We start from the raw sequence: 22584 nt of genomic DNA on the forward strand, positions 1-22584 counted from the left end.
ATTCTGTCCTATTTTATGCGTATAACGGGTTAGTTTTATCTGCATCGATGTCGAATCTCTTGATTGCTTCAGCTACCACAGATTTCTCAACATCACCACGTTTCGCCAGTTCATTTAGAGCTGCGACAACGACATATCCAGCGTTCACTTCAAAGTGACGACGCAGATTTTCGCGACTATCTGAACGACCAAAGCCATCAGTACCAAGCACTTTATAAGACTCGGCAGGGATAAATGCACGAACTTGCTCCGCATAGTTCTTCATATAATCCGTTGCTGCAATTGCTGGTTCAGAACCCATAACGTCAACGATATAAGGCACTTTTGCTTCTGCTTCAGGATGAAGCATGTTGTAACGTTCCGCTTCTTGCCCATCACGAGTGACTTCATTGAACGAGGTAACAGAATAAACATCAGAGGCAACACCATACTCTTCACTTAGAATTTCTGCTGCTTTGCGAACTTCATTCATGATAGTTCCAGAGCTCAGCAATTGAACTTTGCCTTCACTACCTTCGTGAGTTTCGAGCTTATAGATACCTTTACGAATACCTTCTTCAACACCTTCTGGCATCGCTGGCATCGCATAGTTTTCATTCATAAGTGTCAAATAGTAGTACACGTTCTCTTGGTCACCATACATGCGACGAATACCGTCTTGTACAATAACAGCCACTTCATAAGCAAAAGTGGGATCATAAGAGATACAATTTGGTACTGTACTTGCCATGATATGGCTATGACCATCTTCATGTTGAAGACCTTCACCATTCAATGTTGTACGACCCGCCGTTGCTCCCAATAGGAAACCACGTGCTTGTTGGTCACCGGCCATCCAAGCCATATCTCCAACACGTTGGAAACCAAACATAGAATAGTAGATATAAAATGGAATCATTGGCAAATCATTGGTGCTGTACGATGTCGCAGCCGCCACCCATGAAGACATTGCACCTAGCTCATTGATACCTTCTTGAAGTACCTGACCTGATGTCGCTTCTTTATAATAAGAGACAATATCTCGATCCTGAGGTGTATAGTTTTGCCCTTGTGGGTTATAAATACCAATTTGTCGGAATAAACCTTCCATACCGAAAGTACGCGCTTCATCAGCAACGATAGGAACAATATTCTTACCAATGCCTTTATTTTTCAGTAACACATTAAGCGTACGCACAAATGCCATTGTTGACGAGATGTCACGCTTTTGTTCTTCAAGTAGTGGCTTAAACTCATCCAGTTGAGGTATTTCTAACGGCTGAGTGAAGTTAGGCAAACGAACAGGTGTATAACCATGCAACGCTTTACGACGAGCGTGTAGATATTCGAATTCAGCGCTCCCTTCTTCCAGTTTTAAGTAAGGCAGAGACTTCATTTCTTCATCAGAAACAAGATCTTTTAGGCCTAAACGATCACGAAGTTGTTGAACATGTGTCATGTCCATTTTCTTCACTTGGTGAGCGATGTTCATACCTTCAGCTGCTCCACCCATCCCATAACCTTTAACTGTTTTAGCAAGGATAACCGTTGGGCGATCTTTGGTTTGTGCTGCATTTTGGTACGCGGCATAAAGCTTCGAAGAATCATGACCGCCACGTTTTAGGGCGAAGATCTCAGCATCTGTCATATCAGACACAAGCGCTGCAGTTTCGGGATAACGTCCAAAGAAATGCTCACGTACATACGCGCCATCTTTGGATTTAAATGTTTGATAATCACCATCAACTACTTCATTCATTAACTGCAGTAGTTTACCTGATGTATCTTTGGCAAGCAGTGCATCCCAGCCGCTGCCCCAAACAACCTTAACTACATTCCAACCCGCGCCTTTAAATAAGCCTTCTAACTCTTGAATTATCTTACCGTTGCCCATTACAGGACCATCAAGTCTCTGTAGGTTACAGTTAATAAGGAAGCATAAATTATCAAGTTTTTCACGAGCGGCAAATGAGATCGCGCCGCGTGACTCCGGCTCATCCATTTCACCATCACCTAAAAACGCAAAAACACGCTGCTCAGATGTATCTTTAAGTCCACGTCCATCTAAATACTTGAGGAATCGAGCTTGGTAAATAGAAGAAATAGGGCCAAGTCCCATAGAGACAGTTGGGAACTGCCAGAATTCGGGCATTAATTTTGGATGCGGATAAGAAGGAATACCCTTGCCACCCACTTCCTGACGAAAATTATCAAGCTGCTCTGCCGTCAATCGGCCTTCTACGAATGCACGAGAATAAATACCCGGAGAAATATGGCCTTGATAGTAAACTAAGTCACCACCATCCTTCGCATTGGGTGCGCGAAAGAAGTGATTAAAACACGTTTCATAGAACGCAGCTGAAGATTGAAAAGACGCCATATGACCGCCCAACTCTAAATCTTTCTTAGAGGCGCGTAATACAATCATAATTGCATTCCAGCGAATAATAGAACGAATACGACGCTCTAAAGTAGTATCACCTGGATAAGCGGGTTCTTGATCGGGAGATATCGTATTGATGTAGTTTGTAGTAACACCAGTAGGCATATCTACACCATCAAGACGTGCTTTATCTAAAACTGTTTCTAGTAAGAACTGTGCACGCTCTAAACCCTCTTCACGTACTACTGACTCTAGTGCAGCAAGCCACTCTTGAGTTTCCAGTGCATCAACGTCATTATTAATGACTTCAGACATGGCGGTCTATCCTTTTTATTAGTTGGATCTAGTGAACATGCGATAATTCAATTACGACTTATCGCTCTGCTGGATTCTACGTAAAGAGCGTTTCCTTCTACTCTCTTCACGATTGATATCCAACAATGTTTCCTCGATATAAGCTAAATGAGAATGAGAAAGTTCACGAGCCTGTTCAGGCTGTCCAGAAACGATCGCATCAACAATATTAGCTCTGTGTCTACTTACTTTTCCAGCCACATCACTGCGGCGGTTCAATAGTTTTAAATTCTGTAATACGTTTTGCTCAAGAAGAGGCGCTAGGCTTCGAACAATATGTAGTAGCACAACATTATGGGCGGCGTCAGTGATAGCGATGAGTGATTTCATTACTTCGGCGGCTTCTTGCTCTACATTTTTCTCTTCTTCCGCTTTTTGGATCCGCACTTGGATACTGCGAATTCTTATATAATCTTCTTCTGTCCCACGCAAAGCGGCAAAGTAGGCCGATATTCCTTCTAATGCGTGGCGAGATTCTAACAAGTCTAATTGGGTTTCATTATGAGTAGATAGAAGTTCAAGTAGCGGATCTGAAAAACCTTTCCATAAGCTTTCGCTTACGAAGGTTCCACCACCTTGACGACGAGTCAAAAGACGTCTGGCTTCTAGTCTTTGAATCGCTTCACGGATAGAAGGACGCGAGACATCAAATTGCGTCGCTAGTTCTCTCTCCGGCGGCAATTGCTGGCCTGGTGAGAATGTTCCTTCTAATATCAGCCTTTCAATTTCTTTCTCTATCACATCGGAAAGTTTAGGCTGACGTATCCTTTGATAAGCCATATCGTTATTTATTACTCAATTATTCAAATTTGTGAACCATGTAAATTGGTATTACCAATTTTAAAGTGGACAAAAGTTAACATAAAAATAACGTTAGTGTCTAGACGAAAATTGATTTAAATCATATAAAATACCACGTGTAACATAAGATTAACATCTCATTGTCATCGATATACATTAATCTGTTGATGTAGCTACATTAAGTATAATAATTTTCACTCTTGTTAAAAAAATGTTTCTTTGCGTTTTGTTAAAACACGCAACATCATTGACTACAATACGATTAGTCACACTTGATTACACTATGAAAATAGCGCCAATTAAAGACCAAACCTGGATCCGTTTTTCTTAGTGGGGCAATGTATTGGTGACCCGTAATTCGATCGGTAGTTATAAACGGATATCGTTCCATCAATAGCGTTGTAACCCGTCCTAAAGACACATATTGTTGATCTGTGTACGAATCAAAATCGGTACCTTCCAATTCGATACCAATGGAATAGTCATTGCATCGCTCTACGCCTGAAAAACTAGATTTCCCAGCATGCCAAGCTCTCATATTAAATGGTACAAACTGCACCACTTCTCCATCTCTACGAATTAAACAGTGAGCCGAGACCTTCATTTGATGAATGACGGCAAAAAATGGATGTTCACTTGGTACAAGTTTGCCAGTAAAAAATTGTTCAATTGCGTTGCCGCCATATTGGCCTGGAGGTAGGCTTATATTATGAACAACAAGCAAACTCACATTCACCTCATTAGGCCGTGTATCGCAATAAGGAGAGGGTACATGCCTCACACCTTCCAACCAAGCATCCGTTGTAATTCTCATTATGCATTCCTGAACTGGTTAATCTTTGACACTCTATCGCAACTATCAGAATGACAACAAGGGCTTGGTAGGCATTACTGGGCAAGTTTTTAACATTAGATACACAAATTGCTCGTTTTCCTGCTGAAATAATTCACAAGCCGGAGTATCATTCCCTACTCCCTACCTACTTGCGCCAGATCAGCCATGAAAAATACACACGACAGCGACGCTCGCCTTAATTACTTAAAAAAGCAACTTCCTTTAGAAATAACACGTACAGTCTCAGATTCACTACGTGAAGACTTAGGCGGTACATTGGAGGTTACGGCAGACATCACCGCAATGCTTATTCCGTCAGATCGACAAAGCGTCGCAACCATTATTACTCGTGAATCGGGCGTTTTTTGCGGGCAGGCTTGGGCTGATGAAGTGTTTAAACAACTTGGAAGTAAGGTAAGCATAGATTGGCATGTACAAGATGGTGACAAGGTCGAACCAAATCAAACCTTGTGCACGCTATCTGGTCCCGCAAGAGTGTTATTGACGGGTGAGCGCAACGCCATGAACTTTATTCAGACATTGTCTGGTTGCGCAACCACAACTGCAAAATATGCCCAACAGATCGCAGGAACAAACTGCAAGCTACTAGACACACGTAAAACTATTCCGGGTTTACGCAGCGCGCTAAAATATGCGGTTGCCTGCGGTGGTGGTTTTAATCATCGTATCGGAGTATTCGACGCCTATTTAATTAAAGAAAATCACATCATCGCTTGCGGTGGTATTAATAAGGCCATTTCAGTGGCGAAAACGCTTAACCCTGGCAAGCCAGTTGAAATTGAAACAGAATCGCTTGAGGAGCTCATAGAAGCAATTGACGCTGGTGCTGATATCGTTATGTTAGACAATTTTACTACCGATATGATGAGAGAAGCAGTGAAAATCAACGCTGGCAGAGCAGATTTAGAGAACTCAGGAAACGTAACATTAGCGACCATTAGAGAATTTGCGGAAACGGGTGTTGATTATATCTCTGTGGGCGCATTAACCAAACACCTAAAAGCGATGGACCTGTCAATGCGTTTTAAGTAACTATCTTCGAGCATCGTTAGAAGACAATAATAAATTAGTTTATGAGAAAAGAGGCCTAGCCTCTTTTTTTTTTCCCGTAAATCAATGTTCACTCCAGATCAGCTAGCATTAGATTAGGCATGGTCTAATTCAGTTTCTGTCGGATCATTTTTAACAACACCCGCAACAAAAAATAATTTTCATTAATCGACACGCGTTCTCTGATCGACAGCGTTTCTGTTTACCCCCGTTCTTTCTACTCTTGCTTTTCGTTATGACCCACAGCAGGAGAATATTATGCTTTTTAACCCCGACACCGCTTTCAAGAGCAGCGGTAGTTTCCGCCTACCCCATAATCGCAACATAAGAAGTAGTGGCTTCACTTTAATAGAACTGATGATAGTCGTTGCTGTTATTGGTGTGTTGTCCTCTATCGCCATTCCTCAGTATCAAAATTACATCAAAAAGTCTCAATTAGGTGCCGCAATGGCAACCGTTGCCGCACTTAAGATTAATGTAGAAGATTACATAGCAACGAGTGGAGCGTTCCCGACGTTATCTTCAAGCCAAATTGCCTCAGATCTCGGTGCGACCGCTTCATCACTAGGTGATATCGAAACAAAGTCAGCAACCAACCACCCTCTATCAGGTCAACTGATCCTAACGATGAGTAGTGATACTCAATTTAATAAGAAGAAAATCGCACTTAATCGCGATAACGTGGGAAGTTGGACATGCATTACAGACGTTACTGAAAAATTAGTTGTCCCAAAACAATGCTCAACAGGCACGGTATTTTGATTTAATAGCTATGGGTTGAATATTGAAATCGGTTAGGTGAGCGTATAGGAGTAACTATGGATATAATTAGAAACATCAGCAATGACCAACTATCTGAATTGGTGCCTCTTTCTGATGAAGAACTAAACATAACTAGTGCTGAGTTGCAAAGAAATGACCCTATTAGCCGTTATATCAATCAGGTTTTGTTAGAGGCAATACAGAAAAGATCCTCAGATATTCATTTCGAGCCTTATGAACATAAATACCGTATTCGCTTACGATGCGATGGTGTATTAGTCGAGATAGATTCTCCGCCCTCCCAATTAGCAAATAGGCTGTCTTCTAGAATAAAAGTAATGGCCAACTTGGATATTGCAGAGAAAAGACTTCCGCAAGATGGGCGGATTAAACACACGCTAACGTCTAAACAGAGCGTTGATATTCGCGTCTCTACATTGCCAACATTATGGGGAGAAAAGATCGTCCTTAGATTGCTCAAAACACAATCAGTCCCATTAGACATAACAGCCCTAGGTTTATCCCAAACGCAATTGGACCTCTATGTGTCTGCAATTAGTAAACCTCAAGGATTAATATTAATCACCGGCCCTACAGGAAGTGGTAAAACCATTTCACTATATACCGCGCTCACCTATCTCAATACACCAGAAAAGAACATATCAACGGCTGAAGATCCGATCGAGATTAACCTATTAGGTATCAATCAAGTACAAATGAACGACAAAATCGACCTGAACTTCACCTCCACCCTAAGAGCCCTTCTAAGACAAGACCCTGACATTATTATGGTCGGAGAAATTCGTGATATTGAGAGCGCTGAGATTGTAATTAAAGCGGCACAAACTGGTCACCTTGTACTTTCCACACTGCATACCAACTCAGCTAGCGAAGCAGTTACTCGACTGCTTAACATGGGGGTAGATAAATTTAGCCTAGCCTCATGCTTATCATTAGTCGTCGCGCAGAGACTTACACGGGCATTATGTCCTGTATGCAAAGAATTCGATTTGGAAACCTCTTCGAATCGAAAGCTAAACCCTCGAGGTTCTCTACAAATATACAAAGCTAATCCTCACGGATGCTCCGACTGTCTCAACGGTTACTCAGGGTTGATTGGTATATTCGAATTGCTAAACATAGACAAAACCCTTATGAGAACAATTGAACGCCAAAACAGTGCTTCTAAAATAAACGACATAGCGTTAGAGAATGGTTTTATTCCTCTGTCTGAATCAGGGAAAAATAAATTAATTGAAGGGATAACGAGTATCAAAGAATTGCAACGAACCTTAGTCTTTTAGTACCCACTTATCGCGCTAGCTATTCAAAGGCAAAAAATGAAATCAACTCGACTTCCCTTACAGCGTTACCGCTGGACCGGCCGAAATATTACTGGAAAGCAAATAAATGACACTATGTTCGCAAGAGATAAATATGAAGTCATTTCAATACTGACAAATAGGAATATTTATATAAGAGATATAAAACAGATCAAAATCTCATTTTATTCGCTAAAAAAACAACGAATGACAGCAAAAGACATCAATCTATTTACTCGACAATTAGCCACACTACTTAATTCTGGACTTTCCTTAACTTTATCATTATCACTGCTTGCAAATAATCACCCTAAATCAGGTGGCCAACTTGTTATTACCTTAATTAAAAATGCGATTGAGGAAGGATGTCCACTGTCCGAAGCCCTTAAAAAGGCCAGTCCCCTATTTGACAATACCTATGTACATTTGGTTTCTAGCGCTGAACTTTCCGGGCAGTTAGCACAAACTTTCGAAAGAATTGCTCATTATAGAGAAAAAACGACGCAACAAAAATCTAAGCTTGTGAAAGCAATGATCTATCCTATCTTTGTCTTATTATTAGCCTTTTTAGTCACCTATTTGATGTTAGTAAAGGTCATACCCGAATTTGAACATATGTTCCGTAGTTTTGGTGCTCAATTACCTTGGTTTACTCAGAAAATCATTTCCCTCTCTCACTGGTTAAGTACTAATACGGCCAAGCAGTTAACTTGGTTAATCGCACTTACTTCGTTTTATAAGTTTCTCATTGTCTACTCTTATCGTTTTCATCGGCTCATCGACAAAAAAAAACTCAGTATCCCTGTTGTTGGCCCTCTGATCGTGAAATCTATCATTGCTCGATTTAGTCGGTCATTGGCGGTAATGGTTCGTTCCGGAGTTCCCGTCATCAGCGCCATTCGTAACAGCATAAATCTAACCACTAACCTTTATTTTAGAGCAGCCGTGAATCAACTATTCGATGAAGTATCAACTGGTGTACCTATCTATGTAGCCATGACGAAAACCCACTGCTTTCCAGATTTAATGATTCAAATGGTCATGGTAGGGGAACAATCTGGAGCACTTGATTGCATGCTAAATAAAGTTGCGGATACGTTTGATACAGAACTAGATGAGAGCATAGATAAATTGAATACCTTAGTAGAGCCCTTACTTATTCTGTTTTTGGGTGTCGTTGTCGGTGGTGTAGTCATCGCTATCTACTTACCTATCTTTAACATGATGGACGTATTAGGATAGAATGCGTATTGCACCTCTTTTTACCTAGGCCTATAAATGGAATTATTCGAGTATTACCCTTGGCTTTACCCTGTTTTCGCGGGGATATTTGGACTCATTGTCGGCAGTTTTTTAAATGTGGTAATACACCGCGTACCAATCATGATGGAGCGCGAATGGAAACAAGATTGTGCGGAAACATTCCCAGATCTTAATATCCCATTGGATAACAAAAAATTTAATTTAAGTATTCCTCGTTCTAGTTGCCCTCGATGCAAAACGCCATTACGTATAATTGATAACATCCCAATAATAAGTTGGTTATTGCTCAAAGGAAAGTGCCATCATTGCAAAGAACCTATTAGTATTCGTTATCCTTTGGTCGAGTTATTAACGGCAATAATGAGTTGCACAATTGCTTACTATTTTGAACTAAGTTACTACTCTATAGCTCTTCTCTTCTTTTCTTTCGCATTAATCTCAGCAACGTTTATCGATCTCGATACCATGCTTCTTCCCGATAGCATCACCTTACCATTAACTTGGTTTGGTCTCTTCCTTGCGTTGATTGGGTGGAGCCCAGTCTCTTTGCAAGATGCCGTAATTGGAGCCATTGCTGGGTACCTTTGTCTATGGAGCGTGTATTGGGTATTTAAGATAGTCACAGGTAAAGAAGGCATGGGATATGGCGATTTTAAACTCCTCGCGGCACTTGGGGCTTGGTTAGGTTGGCAACACCTACCTATGATTGTGTTATTGTCTTCCTTTGTGGGACTCATATTCGGACTCATTCAATTACGCTTGCAAAAAAAAGGAATCGATAGACAGTTTCCCTTTGGTCCATATCTTGCTATTGCTGGATGGATAAGTCTACTATGGGGAAATCAAATCATGGTCTGGTACTATTCTTCTGTATTAGGTATTTAACATGCCATATATAATTGGATTAACGGGAGGCATTTCTAGCGGCAAAACGACGGTTGCCAATCTATTTCAGCACCACTTCAATATCGGTATTGTTGATGCCGACGTCGTTGCAAGAGAAGTTGTTGGACCCGGCACTATTGGTTTAGCCGAAATTACTGAACACTTTGGAAGAGATATACTAAGTCCAAATGGTGAACTCAATAGAACAGCACTACGATCTCGGGTATTTACAGACCAGAATGAGAAGACTTGGCTGAATAACTTGCTGCATCCCATGATTCGCGACAAGATGAAACAAGATCTCGATAAGATAACAACACCTTATGCACTATTAGTAGTTCCCTTATTGGTTGAAAATCAACTACAATCAATGACAGATCGAATCTTAGTCGTTGATGTCAGTACTGAGGTGCAAATAAGGCGGACAATGGAACGAGATAATGTTTCAAAGTCTCAAGTAAAATCGATACTTTCAGCTCAAGCAAGTCGAGCTGATAAGTTGAAATTTGCAGACGATGTTATTCAAAATGACAATGAGAACATTGATCTTTTACCTCAAGTTTCGAAGCTTCATCAGCACTATATGTCGCTAAGTCGAGCATGATCAAAGAAGTAAACCAAAGGAGACGGTAAGGTCGCGGAATGACAAAACACAAATTTGAACACCCACTAAATGAAAAGACCCGTATCTATCTTAGAGTAGAAGCACTCATGAGACAGATGCACCACTCCGCAAGCTTTGTCGATAATCTACAGTATCATCAATTTTTCCGTTCAATTTTTGATTTACTTGAGATATTTGAACAGATCCAATTAAAAGCTGAATTAGCCAAAGATTTAGAGAAGCAGCGCCTTAATTATAAGCATTGGTTAAACGTTGATGGTGTTGACCAAGAGAAGCTACTTACTGTATTGGAAGAGTTAGACACAACTCATAAGTATCTCATGGCTGCAGAACGCTTTGGTCGTACATTGAAAGAAGACCGATTTTTAAGCTCCATACGTCAACGATTTAACTTACCTGGTGGAACATGTTGTTTTGACCTACCGGCTTTGCATTATTGGAATCACCTCCCTATCGAGCAAAGACAAAGAAATGCTCAAGGATGGATGAACACGTTGGCACCCTTGTCAAAATCACTTAATCTATGGTTAAAACTCTGCCGAGAAACCGGATATTTTAATCCACAAATAGCCCGTAACGGCTTTTATCAGAGTGATGCAGAAGAGGCAAATATCTTACGTTTGAATATACCGTTAGCTGATGGTGTTTTCCCGATGATTTCGGGACACAAAAATCGATTTGCGATAAAATTTATGTCCTTTGATAATGGACAAGCCTATAGCCAAGATGTCGAATTCGATCTTGCTATTTGTAATTAAGGAATACAATTCGTGTCTACACCAATTAAATCTAAACCATCTATCGTTTCTTGTCCTCAATGTAAAAAAGAGGTGGTTTGGAGTACAGAGAACCAATATCGTCCTTTCTGCAGTAAGCAATGCCAGATGATAGATTTTGGGGAATGGGCTGATGAGAAAAACACGATCGCAGGCGCTCCCGACATGTCAGATTCAGATGGTTGGTCAGAAGAGCCTTATTAAACGACGGTTTAAATCGTTACTTGGCAAGATTAAGTACTCTTTTTTACAGTTTTATTTCTCGTATAAAAAAACGGGTTCCATATGGAACCCGTTTTCTATTTGAGAATGCTGGTTAGCATTACTTCTTAGCAAGCTTCTCTTTAATACGAGCTGACTTACCAGAACGCTCACGTAGGTAGTACAACTTGGCACGACGTACTGCACCACGGCGTTTAACTTCAATGCTATCAACCATAGGAGAGTGAGTTTGGAACGAACGCTCAACACCTTCACCGTTCGAGATCTTACGAACAGTAAATGCTGAATGTAGGCCACGATTACGAATACCGATTACAACGCCTTCAAAGGCCTGTAGACGCTCGCGATCGCCTTCTTTTACCTTAACCTGAACAACAACAGTGTCACCTGGGCTGAACTTTGGAAGGTCTTGTTTCATTTGCTCTTCTTCAAGAGCCTTGATGATGTTACTCATTTTTAAAATTCCTAGAATAAACTGATACTAAATAAAATAGGTTACTTAACTGTATTTTAAGACCGATAGTCTTTTATAAAATCAGTTAGTAATTGTTCCTGTTCGTCAGTCAGAGCTAGGTTTTCCAAGAGCTCTGGTCTTCTAAGCCAAGTACGGCCTAACGATTGTTTCAATCGCCAGCGACGAATATCCTTATGATTTCCAGATTTCAGTACCAATGGTACTTCTATTCCATCTAAAACATCAGGACGTGTATAGTGCGGACAATCTAGCAAACCATTTGCGAAAGAATCTTCTTCCGCTGACGCAAAATCTCCAAGTACACCGGGTATAAACCTCGATACTGAATCAATTAACGTCATGGCTGGCAGTTCACCACCCGTCATCACAAAATCCCCAATTGACCATTCTTCATCAACTTCAGATTGTATGATGCGTTCATCTATCCCTTCATAGCGTCCACAAATAAGAATCATATTCTCGTTCGTAGCAAGCTCTTCAACTCCACTTTGGTCAAGTTTTCGACCTTGAGGAGAAAGATAAATAACCTTCGTCTTTCCCGGTGCTGATTTCTTAGCAGTTTGTATGGCTTCGCGCAAAGGCTGCACCATCATCAACATACCAGGACCACCACCGTAGGGTCTATCATCGACTGTTCGATGTTTGTCGTGAGTGAAATCTCTAGGATTCCATATCTCAACTGACAAAAGACCTTTTTTAACCGCTTGACCTGTAACCCCAAATTCAGTAATTGAACGGAACATATCAGGAAATAGGCTAATTATGCCAACCCACATATCTGTTCTCTCGCTCTACTGTGGAGTTTAAAACGCAGGATCCCAGTCAACTTCGATCCGTTGAGCATCGCGATCAATATTTTTAATCACTTGCTCTTCAAGAAACGGAATTAATCGTTCCTTTTGGCCAAAAGCATCTTTCAAATTTGCTTTCACTACCAAAACATCATTTGCACCAGTTTCTAACATATCAGAGACAGTACCGAGGTCGTATCCCTTCGTTGTTAATACCTGCATACCAAACAATTCACGCCAGTAAAATTCATCTTCTGACAGTTCCGGTAATGACTCTGGATTAATCACAATTTCAAAGTTAGTTAGAAGATGAGCGTCCTCTCGGATCTCTAATCCTTCAATTTTAGCAACCATACCTTTGTTATGGCGCTTCCAACTTTCAACCTTGTATTCAACCCATTTGCCTTTTTGGTTTATATACCAAGGGCTATAGTCAAAAATGCTTTCAGCATCGTCTGTATAGGAAATAACTTTAAGCCAACCTTTGATACCGTAAGTCGCACCAAATTTGCCAACTACGATTCTTTCAGCTTGCTCGTTCATTAGTTCGTTTCCTTTAACCGACATTGCTTTGTTACATAATAATTAAGCCGCTTTTTGAACGTCTTTTACTAGTTTAGTAACACGGTCAGATAGTGAAGCACCTTCGCTAACCCAGTGGTTAACGCGGTCTAGGTTAATACGTAAACCTTCTTCTTGACCTTGAGCTGTTGGGTTAAAGAAACCAACGTTCTCAATGTAGCGGCCAGTAGCTGCGTTGCGGCTATCTGCTACTACGATTTGGTAAAATGGACGCTTCTTTGCGCCGTGACGTGCCAAACGAATGGTAACCATATCGTCCTCTTTGCTTTCTCAATAATAAAAATAACCCCAAAAGCCGTAATTTTTAATTTAACAACCTGGGGTCTCGTGCCAATTTAAAGCCCCGGAATTTTACTCTTATTTGGGGTTTTTGCAAGGCTTTTTGTGATCTAGAAACGGTTTCGGAAATGTTTATATTTTGGTAGGAGGATCAAGCAGCTAAAGCAGTAAGAAAATATTAGTCAAAGCTATATGGCGCATAGCTTGCGCCATATATTCATGTTTGAGTGTTATCGGCCGAATGGTCCACCCATTCCGCCCATGCCACCTGCGCCACCCATGCCGCCCATCATTCCTTGCATATTTCGCATCATTCCCTTCATGCCACCCTTCTGCATTTTTTTCATCATCTTCTGCATTTGAGTAAACTGTTTTAGCATGCGATTCACATCTTGCACTTGCACGCCAGAACCTGCAGCAATACGCTTTTTACGTGAGCCTTTGATTAATTCAGGGCGTAAACGTTCTTTCATTGTCATGGAGCTAATCATTGCTTCCATCTGATTGAACATCTTGTCATCAACTTTATCTTTAACATTAGCAGGTAGGTTACTCATGCCTGGAAGTTTATCCATCATTCCCATCATGCCGCCCATATTCTGCATCTGTCCAAGTTGCTCACGGAAGTCTTCAAGATCAAAACCTTTCTTCTCTTTGAACTTCTTCGCCATTTTGGCGGCTTTGTCTTTGTCGACATTACGTTCTAAATCTTCAATCAAAGATAGAACGTCTCCCATACCAAGAATACGTGAAGCAACGCGATCTGGATGGAAAGGTTCAAGTGCGTCGGTTTTTTCGCCCACACCTAAGAACTTAATCGGTTTGCCAGTGATATAACGAACGGATAGTGCAGCACCACCACGCGCATCACCATCTACTTTTGTCAGGATAACACCAGTCAAAGGTAATGCATCACCAAAGGCTTTTGCTGTGTTCGCGGCATCTTGACCCGTCATTGCATCGACAACAAACAACGTTTCTACTGGCTCTATCGCGGCGTGAAGGTCTTTGATCTCTCCCATCATTTGTTCATCAATGGCTAGACGGCCTGCGGTATCAACCAAAAGAACGTCATAGAATTTCTTCTTAGCATGGTCAACGGCAGCATTCGCAATATCAATCGGCTTTTGATCAGCAGAGGAAGGGAAAAAATCCACTCCTACGTCAGACGCAAGCGTTTCCAACTGTTTAATCGCCGCAGGGCGGTAAACATCGGCAGAGACAACCAACACTTTTTTCTTGTTAACGTCTTTTAAGTGTTTAGAGAGCTTAGCAACACTGGTTGTTTTACCGGCACCTTGCAAACCTGCCATCAAAATTATGGCTGGTGGTTGGGCGGCTAGATTGAGCTCTTCGTTAGATTCACCCATTACCCCTTCTAGCTCTGTTTGAACTATTTTTATAAATTCTTGGCCGGGGGTTAATGATTTAGAAACCTCTACACCAACGGCACTTTCTTTTACGCGCTTAATAAACTCACGTATAACAGGAAGGGCGACATCAGCTTCTAAAAGAGCCATACGTACTTCACGTAGTGTCTCTTTTATATTGTCTTCTGTTAGGCGACCTTTGCCGCTAATATTTTTAAGTGTACTGGATAGTCTATCCGTTAAATTCTCAAACATGTCTGTCTCTTTAGCTGGACTTTTCGAAACACCTTTTAGCAAAGCAAGGGCGATTAATGTCGGCAGTATACCTTAGGTAATTGATCTTCCAAAATCTAAACGATGATTTATTCGATCCTTAGATAGCTCATCGAGTTTAACCGCGTTATAATCCGTTCATTAGATAAGAATTTATTAGGAAAATATGGACAGTATAATCGCTATTGCCGCTGCCATTTTATATGCAATTGCTACCGCAACAATAGTCCCAGGGCTATCTCAGCAGACCCACATAAAGGCAAAAACAGTCTTCGTGAGTGCGGCGTTAGCAATTATTTTCCACGTATGGCTATTACACGGCCAAATTCACAACAGTTCAAGCGGACAAAACTTGAGCATGCTCAATGTTGCTTCTCTCGTCAGTTTTATTACTTCATTAGTAATGAGCTTGGCGATGTTTAAAACCCGTTTGTGGTTTTTGTTGCCTGTCGTTTACGGGTTTTCGATTATTAGCATTCTCGCTTCAAATTTCTTACCTGGTGCATTCATTACTCACTTTGAAGGGAAAATGGGATTGTTAATCCATATTACAATCGCACTTTTCGCTTATGCGACCTTAACGATTGCCGCACTATATGCAATTCAGCTCGCTTGGTTAGACTATAAATTGAAGAACAAAAAAGCGATGGCAGTGAACCCTAATCTGCCGCCATTATTAAAAGTAGAAAGGCAACTTTTTAACATAATCCTCATTGGCAATGGTCTGCTAACCTTAACGCTATTATCTGGATTCGTATTTTTAGATGATATGTTTGCGCGTGGTTCAGCCCATAAATCTATTCTTTCTTTTGTTGCTTGGGTAATTTATTCCGTATTACTCTGGGGACATTATCAAAAAGGTTGGCGTGGTAAAAAGGTAACATGGTTTGCGATTGCAGGTGCAACCTTGCTTACACTTGCCTATTTTGGCAGCCGATTTGTTCGAGAAATCATTTTGAACTAACCGATTACCCGCTACTAAAAACACTATTTATTCATAATATAATTGACAGCTCAAATCACTTAAGTCATAAATTGAGCGATAATTAAAAAAAGGAATTCCAAACATTGAATGACATATCAACGGGTGTACTGTTTACCATACTCGCATGTCTAATCGTCATTTCTGGTTATTTTTCAGGTTCTGAGACTGGAATGATGTCCTTAAACCGATATCGACTAAAGCATCTGGCTGGAAAAGGCCATAAAGGTGCAAAACGTGTCGAAAAGCTATTAAGCCGCCCCGACCGCTTAATTGGCCTTATTCTCATTGGAAACAACTTAGTCAACATCCTCGCCTCTGCCATCGCAACCATACTTGGAATGCGTCTATTTGGTGATCTTGGTGTCGCAATAGCGACGGGGTTATTAACGCTTGTTGTGCTTGTCTTTGCTGAAGTTACCCCTAAAACATTAGCTTCGCTCTATCCAGAAAGAGTCGCCTATGCCAGCAGTATTATATTAAACGTACTGATGAAGGTGCTTGCACCCGTCGTGCTAATGGTGAATTTAATTACCAATGGTGTATTACGATTATTCGGTATAAAAGCGACACACCCTACTGAGGATCCTTTAAGCTCTGATGAACTTCGTACTGTTGTAAACGAGGCCGGAGGTCTCATTCCTCGTGGTCACCAAGAAATGCTGGTATCCATTCTCGATTTAGAGAACGTCACTGTAGATGACATTATGGTGCCTAGGAATGAAATTACGGGTATCGATATTAATGATGACTGGAAATCAATCGTTCGACAGTTAACGCATTCACCACATGGGCGAGTCGTACTTTATCGCGACCAAATAGACGAAGTTGTCGGAATGCTGCGTTTACGTGAAGCTTATCGTTTGATGCTAGAAAAAAATGAGTTTACAAAAGAGACACTTTTACGTGCAGCAGATGAAGTTTACTTCATACCAGAAGCGACGCCACTAAACGTGCAACTACTGAAATTCCAACGTAATAAAGAAAGAATAGGACTCATTGTCGATGAATATGGCGATATTATTGGTCTTGTCACTCTCGAGGATATTTTGGAAGAGATCGTTGGCGAATTTACGACGTCTATAGCACCAAGTCTATCTGAAGAAATCACCCCACAGGGTGATGGGAGCTTCCTCATTGAAGGAAGTGCCAATATTCGTGACATTAATAAGGGTTTGAAGTGGCAACTGCCTACGGACGGACCAAGAACACTTAATGGGCTTATATTAGAACACCTAGAAGATATCCCTGAAAGCCAAGTTAGTATCGAGGTTGAAAAACACCTAATGGAAATCATGAAGTTTACGGAAAACAGGATCAGCTTAGTTAAAGTCTTTCCTGCTCGGAAGTAGCCGGTTCGAACTTAACATTCAGTCATAAGAAAGGGAGTGTCACCATAAGGTGACACTCCCTTTAAAATACCATTCGCTTCAAATAAAAATACGTTTACTTATTCAGCTCTTTCAACATCGAAGCAGGCAATGCCAACTCGTCATTTTTATTCACTAAAATCCCAGCTTCAATCACATTTTTGGCGATATTTTTCGCATCGGCTAAAGAGTGCATACCATAGGTACCACATTGATATTCATTTAGCTCTGGAATGTTATTTTGGTTTTCTACCTTTAGCACATCTTCCATCGCGGCTAACCACGCATCTGCTACGTGCTCTTCTGCTGGGGTGCCAATCAAACTCATATAAAAACCGGTACGGCAACCCATTGGAGAGATATCGATAATTTCAATACCCGCACCGTTTAAATGTGCACGCATAAAGCCCGCATACAAATGCTCTAACGTATGAATACCTTGTTCAGAGAGTATCTCTTTATTTGGCACACAAAAACGCAAATCAAATACAGTAATCGTATCCCCTTTTGGCGTTTGCATAGTTTTTGCCACGCGAACAGCTGGTGCATTCATTCTTGTGTGATCAACAGTAAAACTATCTAGTAACGGCATTTTTATATCTCCATTGGCTCGATTCAGATTTCGAGCCGATTCATTATTTTAGGTATGAGAAGTAGTCTTCAAGAAACTCATCAAAATTCACTTCGTCAGCTTGCTCTATCTCTTTTTGAGCTTGAAGAGAAGCGCTTACTTCATATTGCATCTCTTGTTGACTATAAACATTATAGTGATTTGATAGGTGGTGGTCTCTATACTCGCGACCGTAGGTGCAACCAACCTGACCAATACCGCCTAGCTCTTTTGTTTTCTCTAATAACTGGCCAGAAATAGTCAATTCAGGATTGTCTATCCACGTCATCAGTTCTTGGCATGTTTGCTGATACTCATCGCCATCACTCGCCATATCCATCTCAAAGGCAATCAGCTGTAGATCAGCAAAAATGTGCTTAGTATAATCGTGTAACGTACGCTCTTTGCCATCACAGTCTTCCGTCAACATCAAATCGGGTTTGCGACCTTCTTGAATAACTCTATTCCAGTTATCCTTCCAACAGCAAAGCTCTTTATTGTCTATTGGGCCTGTATCTTTAATCAAGCACCAGGTTAAAAAGAGGTCTAAAAACCGAATCTGTTCTTTTGTTACCCCTATCGGACTGAATGGGTTTACGTCCAATGAGCGTACTTCTATGTACTCTACACCACCACGCTTTAATGCTTCTGATGGTTTTTCACCAGATTGACCTACGCGCTTGGCACGAATGGGAGCATACAATTCATTTTCAATCTGCAGAACATTACTATTAAGTTGTTGGTACTCTCCGTCTATCTTGATACCGATCTGGGCGAAATCACTTGAAGGCGTTTGAATCGCTTTTTCTAAACCGTCTAGATATCCATCAAGATTATTATAATTAATTTGCAACTCACTCTGAGCACTATTGGTATAACCCAAGTCACTTAATCGTAAGGATGTACCATAAGGAAGATAAAGCGTCTGACCGATATTTTCAAAAGGTAACTCGGTTTCTCTACCTTGTAAGAAAGAAGAACAAATAGCAGGAGAGGCACCGAAGAAATAAGGAATTAACCAACCAAACCGGTAATAATTTCGGATAACGTTGAAGTATTCATCTGATTTTGTATTGGCTCTATCGCTATCTGACTGCTCGCCGTAAAGAGAATCCCATAAGCTTTCAGGAAACGAAAAATTAAAATGAACACCAGAAATAATCTGCATCAAACTACCATAACGGTTTTTAAGTCCTTTACGGTATAGCGTTTTCATTTTACCTACATTCGATGAGCCATACTGTGCGAAGGCGATATCATCTTCATTCTCGACATAGCAAGGCATGGAGAGAGGCCAAAGCTTCTCTTCTCCCATCTCTTTCACGGTAAAATGGTGAATATCGGATAGCTGACCAATTAATTCTTCTACGTCAGTAGAAACAGGGGTAATAAACTCCAATAATGATTCTGAAAAATCGGTGGTCACCCATTTGTTTGTCAGTGCAGACCCTAAACCAACAGGATGTGGTGTTAGTGCTAAATGCCCATCCAAGGTGTATCGAAGAGTTTCGCGCTCAACACCACGACCAATGTTTTTAAAATTATCAGGGTTTTTCGCTACTTTTTTCAGTCTTGAGGAAAAATTTGTCAAAATGGTGACCACTTTTAATCTTGTTTTTGCGTAGGTTACGCTTTTTTATATAAAATACTAGTTCTGCATTTTTGTATGCAGCGAGTATAAAGAGAGACAATTTGTGCCTCTCTTTATATGTGTGCGCTACTTAGAAATTTCAAGTTCTACCACTGGTATATCCAGATCTTTCAATTGAGGTTTTAAGCTCTTAGCATCTCCTACTACTATAATTTGGTAGTCAGTAGGATTAAACCATTTGCTTGCAACCTCATTCAATGTAGAGCGATTTACATTACTCAATACCGCGTTCCGCTGCTCTATATAGTCATCATCTAACGAATAATTAAGTATATTTGACAGCAATCTCGCCTTTTGGCTTGGTGTTTCGTATTTCAAAGCATCTTGTTGACCAACAGCCAAGCGCATAAACGCTAACTCTTTAGAGGTCATGCCATCTTCACTGTAGCGTTTCATCTCTTTAATGAACTCTTGAATAGATGGGACGGTTGAATCTGCTCTAACTTGAGCATCGAAGACAATGATACCTATCTCTTTATTACTCGCATGATAACCACTCGCACCATAGGTATACCCTTTATCTTCGCGTAAATTCTGATTAATTCGGCTATTAAAGTTACCGGCCAGATTGAAATTAGCGAGTTGGTTGAGGTATTGTTCACCAACCGTATCATATGGCAGTCCTTGTCGGACTAACCTAATTACACTTTGTGGCGCACTTGGCTTATCAACAAGATAGATATGTTGTCCTACCGGTGGTTTTACTATTTGAGGTCGTAGTATCGGTGCATCAGACCCTTCCCACTGACTCAGAAATTTAAGATTGGGGATTAATGTCTCTTTAGAAATATCTCCGACAACAATAACTTGGGTTCCTAGCGGAGTATAATTACTATTATAAAACCCTTTCACGTCTTCAAGTTGAATGCTCTCTATCGACTTTAAGGTACCATCATTTGAACGGCCAAATGTCGATCTGCCAAACAGTATTTGTCTGGTTGCTTGCGATGCTAACCATGCAGGTCTTTGGTGTTCATAGATAAGACCTTCTAACGATTGTTTCTTTAAACGGTCAAAATCATCTTGTTTAAATTCTGGTTTAAAGAGCATCTCCTCAACAATGACTAACGTCTGACTGAGATTTTTCTTCAATGAAGAAACGCTGATCGTTGTCGTGTAGTTTCCAGAACCAAAACTAATAGAGCTACCCAATTTATCGAGCTCGGCTTGAATCGTTTCGATACTTTTTTCTGTCGTACCTTCTTGCATCATTTCAGATGTAAAGTTTGCCAAGCCTTCCTGACCTTTAGATACATATCTGTGCCCAGCAGGTAATAAAATCTGCAATTCAACCGTAGGGGTCTCGCTTGATTCAGTGCCTAGAACCTCAATCCCATTATCTAGGTAAACATTGTAGAGTTCAGGCATATTACCTTTAACGGCGCCGCCAACAGAAGGCATTATCGATCGATCAAAGCTGTCCTCTGCTTTAGAATATTCTAAATCGCCGCTTTCAATTTTATTGTATTTAGGTAGTGTTCTCTCTGGGGTAATAAAATCTGCTTTTTTTACCTCTAAATCTAATTGCCCTTTTGGTACAACACTCAATGTCACCTTATTTTTTCCATCGACAAACCTGCTATAGGCATTGATTACCGCTTCAGGTGTCACACCTTTAAGTTGTTCCAGCTGTCGCTCTATCCTGTCCGGTTGACCATAAAACGTTTCATTGGAAGCCAATTGAGTCACTTTCCCATGAACACTCTGTAATGCAAATACGGCGCTAGATTCTGCTTGGCCAATAATCTGTTCAAGCTTATCTTGTTCTACTCCATTCGCTTTAAAGTTGTTTAGCGCCGCCATCAGATCATCATAAATTTTACTTAAGTCACCTTGATCACCAGAATCGCCCATTGCATAGACATAAAAACTACAAGAGAGCTCAGCGCACTGATGGAACGCTCCTGCGTCTATCGCTTTCTCAGTCTTCACTAACTCTTGGTATAAAACGCTATTTTTTCCACTACCTAAGATTGACGCAAGGGTATCTAATGCCGCTTGACTCTCTTCTCCTCGATAGGTGGTTGGCCAACCAATCATTACCATCGGCTGTTTTATTCGATCTTCGAGCGTAATGTATTTGTCTCTATCCAATTTAACCGGTTGTTTTTCTGAGTTCTCTACGGCTGGCCCTTCAGGAATTGAACCAAAATACTTACTGACCCAATTGAGTGTTTGCTCTACATCGATGTCACCACCAATGGTTAACGTCGCGTTATTTGGACCATACCAACGAAGAAAAAATGCCTTCAAATCGTTAACATCTACTCTATCTAAATCTTCTACGTAGCCAATTGTTTGCCAAGAATATGGGTGGCCTTCGGGATAAAGTGCTTCACCTAATCGCTCCCACATTAAACCGTATGGACGATTGTCATAATTTTGTGCACGCTCATTCTTAACCGTATCTCTTTGTATTTCGAATTTTTTTTGTGATACAGCATCAATAAGAAAACCCATACGATCCGATTCTAACCAAAGAATTTTCTCTAATTGATTGGAGGGAATGGTTTCAAAATAATTGGTTCTATCTCGGTTGGTCGTACCATTTAACGTACCACCAGCTTCAGTGATTATTTTAAAATGCTCTTGATCTCCCACGTGTTCTGAACCTTGAAACATCATGTGTTCAAAAAAGTGGGCAAAACCAGATTTCCCGACATCCTCTCTTGCTGAGCCGACGTGATAAGTCACATCCACATGTACTAAAGGGTCTGAATCATCCGGTGACAAGATCAATGTGAGTCCGTTATCAAGAACGAACTTGGAATAAGGTATCGAAACCTTGTTGGGTTGAGCTAATGATTGCTCAATGAAAGTAAAACCTTCAGGTACTTGAATATCACTATCTGTTGATGTTGTTTGAGAACAACCATATAAGGCGACTAAAAAGATCGCACTGAGCCCTATTTTTTTCATTAAT

Annotated in this window: 21 protein-coding genes; 10 read left to right on the plus strand and 11 right to left on the minus strand. The window is 40.7% G+C overall.

Annotated elements, in window-relative coordinates; genetic code table 11:
• Positions 1-13 precede the first annotated feature (13 nt).
• The 3 genes from aceE to ampD form a co-directional block, all read right to left on the minus strand.
• Positions 14-2677, minus strand: a complete 2664-nt coding sequence (aceE, locus tag IUZ65_RS13755; protein WP_195704259.1) for a pyruvate dehydrogenase (acetyl-transferring), homodimeric type — start codon at positions 2675-2677, stop codon at positions 14-16.
• Positions 2678-2728: 51 nt separating this feature from the next.
• A complete protein-coding gene (pdhR, locus tag IUZ65_RS13760) occupies positions 2729-3496 on the minus strand; it encodes a pyruvate dehydrogenase complex transcriptional repressor PdhR (RefSeq protein WP_195704260.1) in 768 nt (255 codons plus the stop codon).
• 283 nt (positions 3497-3779) lie between these two features.
• Positions 3780-4331: a 1,6-anhydro-N-acetylmuramyl-L-alanine amidase AmpD gene (ampD, locus tag IUZ65_RS13765; protein WP_195704261.1), complete on the minus strand. Its 552-nt coding sequence runs from the start codon at positions 4329-4331 to the stop codon at positions 3780-3782.
• 186 nt (positions 4332-4517) lie between these two features.
• On the opposite strand from ampD, the gene nadC reads away from it, so the two are divergent.
• The 8 genes from nadC to yacG all read left to right on the plus strand — a co-directional run bounded on the left by nadC (position 4518) and on the right by yacG (position 11260).
• Positions 4518-5405 carry a carboxylating nicotinate-nucleotide diphosphorylase gene (gene nadC, locus IUZ65_RS13770; protein WP_195704262.1) on the plus strand — a complete coding sequence of 296 codons (888 nt, stop codon included), beginning with the start codon at positions 4518-4520 and terminating at the stop codon, positions 5403-5405.
• 276 nt (positions 5406-5681) lie between these two features.
• Positions 5682-6185 (plus strand): pilin, encoded by a 504-nt coding sequence (locus IUZ65_RS23415; protein WP_195704263.1) that lies wholly within the window; start codon positions 5682-5684, stop codon positions 6183-6185.
• Positions 6186-6241: 56 nt separating this feature from the next.
• A complete protein-coding gene (locus IUZ65_RS13785; RefSeq protein WP_195704264.1) occupies positions 6242-7489 on the plus strand; it encodes a GspE/PulE family protein in 1248 nt (415 codons plus the stop codon).
• Between the two features lie 36 nt (positions 7490-7525).
• Positions 7526-8749: a type II secretion system F family protein gene (locus IUZ65_RS13790; protein WP_195704265.1), complete on the plus strand. Its 1224-nt coding sequence runs from the start codon at positions 7526-7528 to the stop codon at positions 8747-8749.
• 36 nt (positions 8750-8785) lie between these two features.
• Positions 8786-9655: a prepilin peptidase gene (locus IUZ65_RS13795; protein ID WP_195704266.1), complete on the plus strand. Its 870-nt coding sequence runs from the start codon at positions 8786-8788 to the stop codon at positions 9653-9655.
• Between the two features lies 1 nt (position 9656).
• Positions 9657-10259 (plus strand): dephospho-CoA kinase, encoded by a 603-nt coding sequence (coaE, locus tag IUZ65_RS13800; RefSeq protein ID WP_195704267.1) that lies wholly within the window; start codon positions 9657-9659, stop codon positions 10257-10259.
• A gap of 38 nt (positions 10260-10297) precedes the next feature.
• Positions 10298-11038, plus strand: coding sequence for a cell division protein ZapD (gene zapD, locus IUZ65_RS13805; RefSeq protein WP_195704268.1), 741 nt, complete (start codon positions 10298-10300; stop codon positions 11036-11038).
• A gap of 24 nt (positions 11039-11062) precedes the next feature.
• The gene (yacG, locus tag IUZ65_RS13810) at positions 11063-11260 is read left to right on the plus strand and encodes a DNA gyrase inhibitor YacG (protein ID WP_195705124.1); all 198 of its coding nucleotides are present in this window, start codon (positions 11063-11065) and stop codon (positions 11258-11260) included.
• 118 nt (positions 11261-11378) lie between these two features.
• Here yacG and rplS read toward each other — a convergent pair whose 3' ends face one another.
• From rplS to ffh, 5 genes are all read right to left on the minus strand, one after another.
• Positions 11379-11732, minus strand: a complete 354-nt coding sequence (gene rplS, locus IUZ65_RS13815; RefSeq protein ID WP_195704269.1) for a 50S ribosomal protein L19 — start codon at positions 11730-11732, stop codon at positions 11379-11381.
• A gap of 56 nt (positions 11733-11788) precedes the next feature.
• Positions 11789-12529, minus strand: coding sequence for a tRNA (guanosine(37)-N1)-methyltransferase TrmD (gene trmD / locus IUZ65_RS13820; protein ID WP_195704270.1), 741 nt, complete (start codon positions 12527-12529; stop codon positions 11789-11791).
• Between the two features lie 27 nt (positions 12530-12556).
• Positions 12557-13111, minus strand: coding sequence for a ribosome maturation factor RimM (gene rimM / locus IUZ65_RS13825; RefSeq protein WP_195704271.1), 555 nt, complete (start codon positions 13109-13111; stop codon positions 12557-12559).
• Between the two features lie 18 nt (positions 13112-13129).
• Positions 13130-13378 carry a 30S ribosomal protein S16 gene (gene rpsP / locus IUZ65_RS13830; RefSeq protein ID WP_195704272.1) on the minus strand — a complete coding sequence of 83 codons (249 nt, stop codon included), beginning with the start codon at positions 13376-13378 and terminating at the stop codon, positions 13130-13132.
• Positions 13379-13635: 257 nt separating this feature from the next.
• Positions 13636-15030: a signal recognition particle protein gene (ffh, locus tag IUZ65_RS13835; RefSeq protein WP_195704273.1), complete on the minus strand. Its 1395-nt coding sequence runs from the start codon at positions 15028-15030 to the stop codon at positions 13636-13638.
• Positions 15031-15214: 184 nt separating this feature from the next.
• Here ffh and IUZ65_RS13840 point away from each other — a divergent pair, with 184 nt between their 5' ends.
• Both IUZ65_RS13840 and IUZ65_RS13845 read left to right on the plus strand, forming a co-directional pair.
• Positions 15215-16012, plus strand: a complete 798-nt coding sequence (locus IUZ65_RS13840; protein WP_195704274.1) for a cytochrome C assembly family protein — start codon at positions 15215-15217, stop codon at positions 16010-16012.
• A 104-nt stretch (positions 16013-16116) separates the two neighbouring features.
• Positions 16117-17382 carry an HlyC/CorC family transporter gene (locus IUZ65_RS13845; RefSeq protein WP_195704275.1) on the plus strand — a complete coding sequence of 422 codons (1266 nt, stop codon included), beginning with the start codon at positions 16117-16119 and terminating at the stop codon, positions 17380-17382.
• A gap of 94 nt (positions 17383-17476) precedes the next feature.
• On the opposite strand, the gene luxS is transcribed toward IUZ65_RS13845, so the two are convergent.
• The 3 genes from luxS to IUZ65_RS13860 form a co-directional block, all read right to left on the minus strand.
• Positions 17477-17992: an S-ribosylhomocysteine lyase gene (luxS, locus tag IUZ65_RS13850; protein ID WP_195704276.1), complete on the minus strand. Its 516-nt coding sequence runs from the start codon at positions 17990-17992 to the stop codon at positions 17477-17479.
• A 43-nt stretch (positions 17993-18035) separates the two neighbouring features.
• The gene (gene gshA, locus IUZ65_RS13855) at positions 18036-19601 is read right to left on the minus strand and encodes a glutamate--cysteine ligase (protein WP_195704277.1); all 1566 of its coding nucleotides are present in this window, start codon (positions 19599-19601) and stop codon (positions 18036-18038) included.
• Positions 19602-19727: 126 nt separating this feature from the next.
• Positions 19728-22580, minus strand: coding sequence for a M16 family metallopeptidase (locus tag IUZ65_RS13860; RefSeq protein ID WP_195704278.1), 2853 nt, complete (start codon positions 22578-22580; stop codon positions 19728-19730).
• Positions 22581-22584: the final 4 nt, after the last annotated feature.

The sequence above is a fragment of the Vibrio sp. VB16 genome (genome assembly GCF_015594925.2).
Classification (GTDB): Bacteria; Pseudomonadota; Gammaproteobacteria; order Enterobacterales; family Vibrionaceae; genus Vibrio.

What these genes read in the sequence shown, in the direction of transcription:
- IUZ65_RS13790 (WP_195704265.1), top strand. Translation starts at nt 7,526, where the DNA reads ATGAAATCAACTCGACTTCCCTTACAGCGTTACCGCTGGACCGGCCGA.
- rplS (WP_195704269.1), bottom strand. Translation starts at nt 11,732, where the DNA reads ATGAGTAACATCATCAAGGCTCTTGAAGAAGAGCAAATGAAACAAGAC.
- IUZ65_RS13795 (WP_195704266.1), top strand. Translation starts at nt 8,786, where the DNA reads ATGGAATTATTCGAGTATTACCCTTGGCTTTACCCTGTTTTCGCGGGG.
- IUZ65_RS13785 (WP_195704264.1), top strand. Translation starts at nt 6,242, where the DNA reads ATGGATATAATTAGAAACATCAGCAATGACCAACTATCTGAATTGGTG.
- pdhR (WP_195704260.1), bottom strand. Translation starts at nt 3,496, where the DNA reads ATGGCTTATCAAAGGATACGTCAGCCTAAACTTTCCGATGTGATAGAG.
- ampD (WP_195704261.1), bottom strand. Translation starts at nt 4,331, where the DNA reads ATGAGAATTACAACGGATGCTTGGTTGGAAGGTGTGAGGCATGTACCC.
- nadC (WP_195704262.1), top strand. Translation starts at nt 4,518, where the DNA reads ATGAAAAATACACACGACAGCGACGCTCGCCTTAATTACTTAAAAAAG.
- ffh (WP_195704273.1), bottom strand. Translation starts at nt 15,030, where the DNA reads ATGTTTGAGAATTTAACGGATAGACTATCCAGTACACTTAAAAATATT.
- IUZ65_RS13840 (WP_195704274.1), top strand. Translation starts at nt 15,215, where the DNA reads ATGGACAGTATAATCGCTATTGCCGCTGCCATTTTATATGCAATTGCT.
- IUZ65_RS13860 (WP_195704278.1), bottom strand. Translation starts at nt 22,580, where the DNA reads ATGAAAAAAATAGGGCTCAGTGCGATCTTTTTAGTCGCCTTATATGGT.
- trmD (WP_195704270.1), bottom strand. Translation starts at nt 12,529, where the DNA reads ATGTGGGTTGGCATAATTAGCCTATTTCCTGATATGTTCCGTTCAATT.
- luxS (WP_195704276.1), bottom strand. Translation starts at nt 17,992, where the DNA reads ATGCCGTTACTAGATAGTTTTACTGTTGATCACACAAGAATGAATGCA.
- zapD (WP_195704268.1), top strand. Translation starts at nt 10,298, where the DNA reads ATGACAAAACACAAATTTGAACACCCACTAAATGAAAAGACCCGTATC.
- rpsP (WP_195704272.1), bottom strand. Translation starts at nt 13,378, where the DNA reads ATGGTTACCATTCGTTTGGCACGTCACGGCGCAAAGAAGCGTCCATTT.
- aceE (WP_195704259.1), bottom strand. Translation starts at nt 2,677, where the DNA reads ATGTCTGAAGTCATTAATAATGACGTTGATGCACTGGAAACTCAAGAG.
- rimM (WP_195704271.1), bottom strand. Translation starts at nt 13,111, where the DNA reads ATGTCGGTTAAAGGAAACGAACTAATGAACGAGCAAGCTGAAAGAATC.
- coaE (WP_195704267.1), top strand. Translation starts at nt 9,657, where the DNA reads ATGCCATATATAATTGGATTAACGGGAGGCATTTCTAGCGGCAAAACG.
- IUZ65_RS23415 (WP_195704263.1), top strand. Translation starts at nt 5,682, where the DNA reads ATGCTTTTTAACCCCGACACCGCTTTCAAGAGCAGCGGTAGTTTCCGC.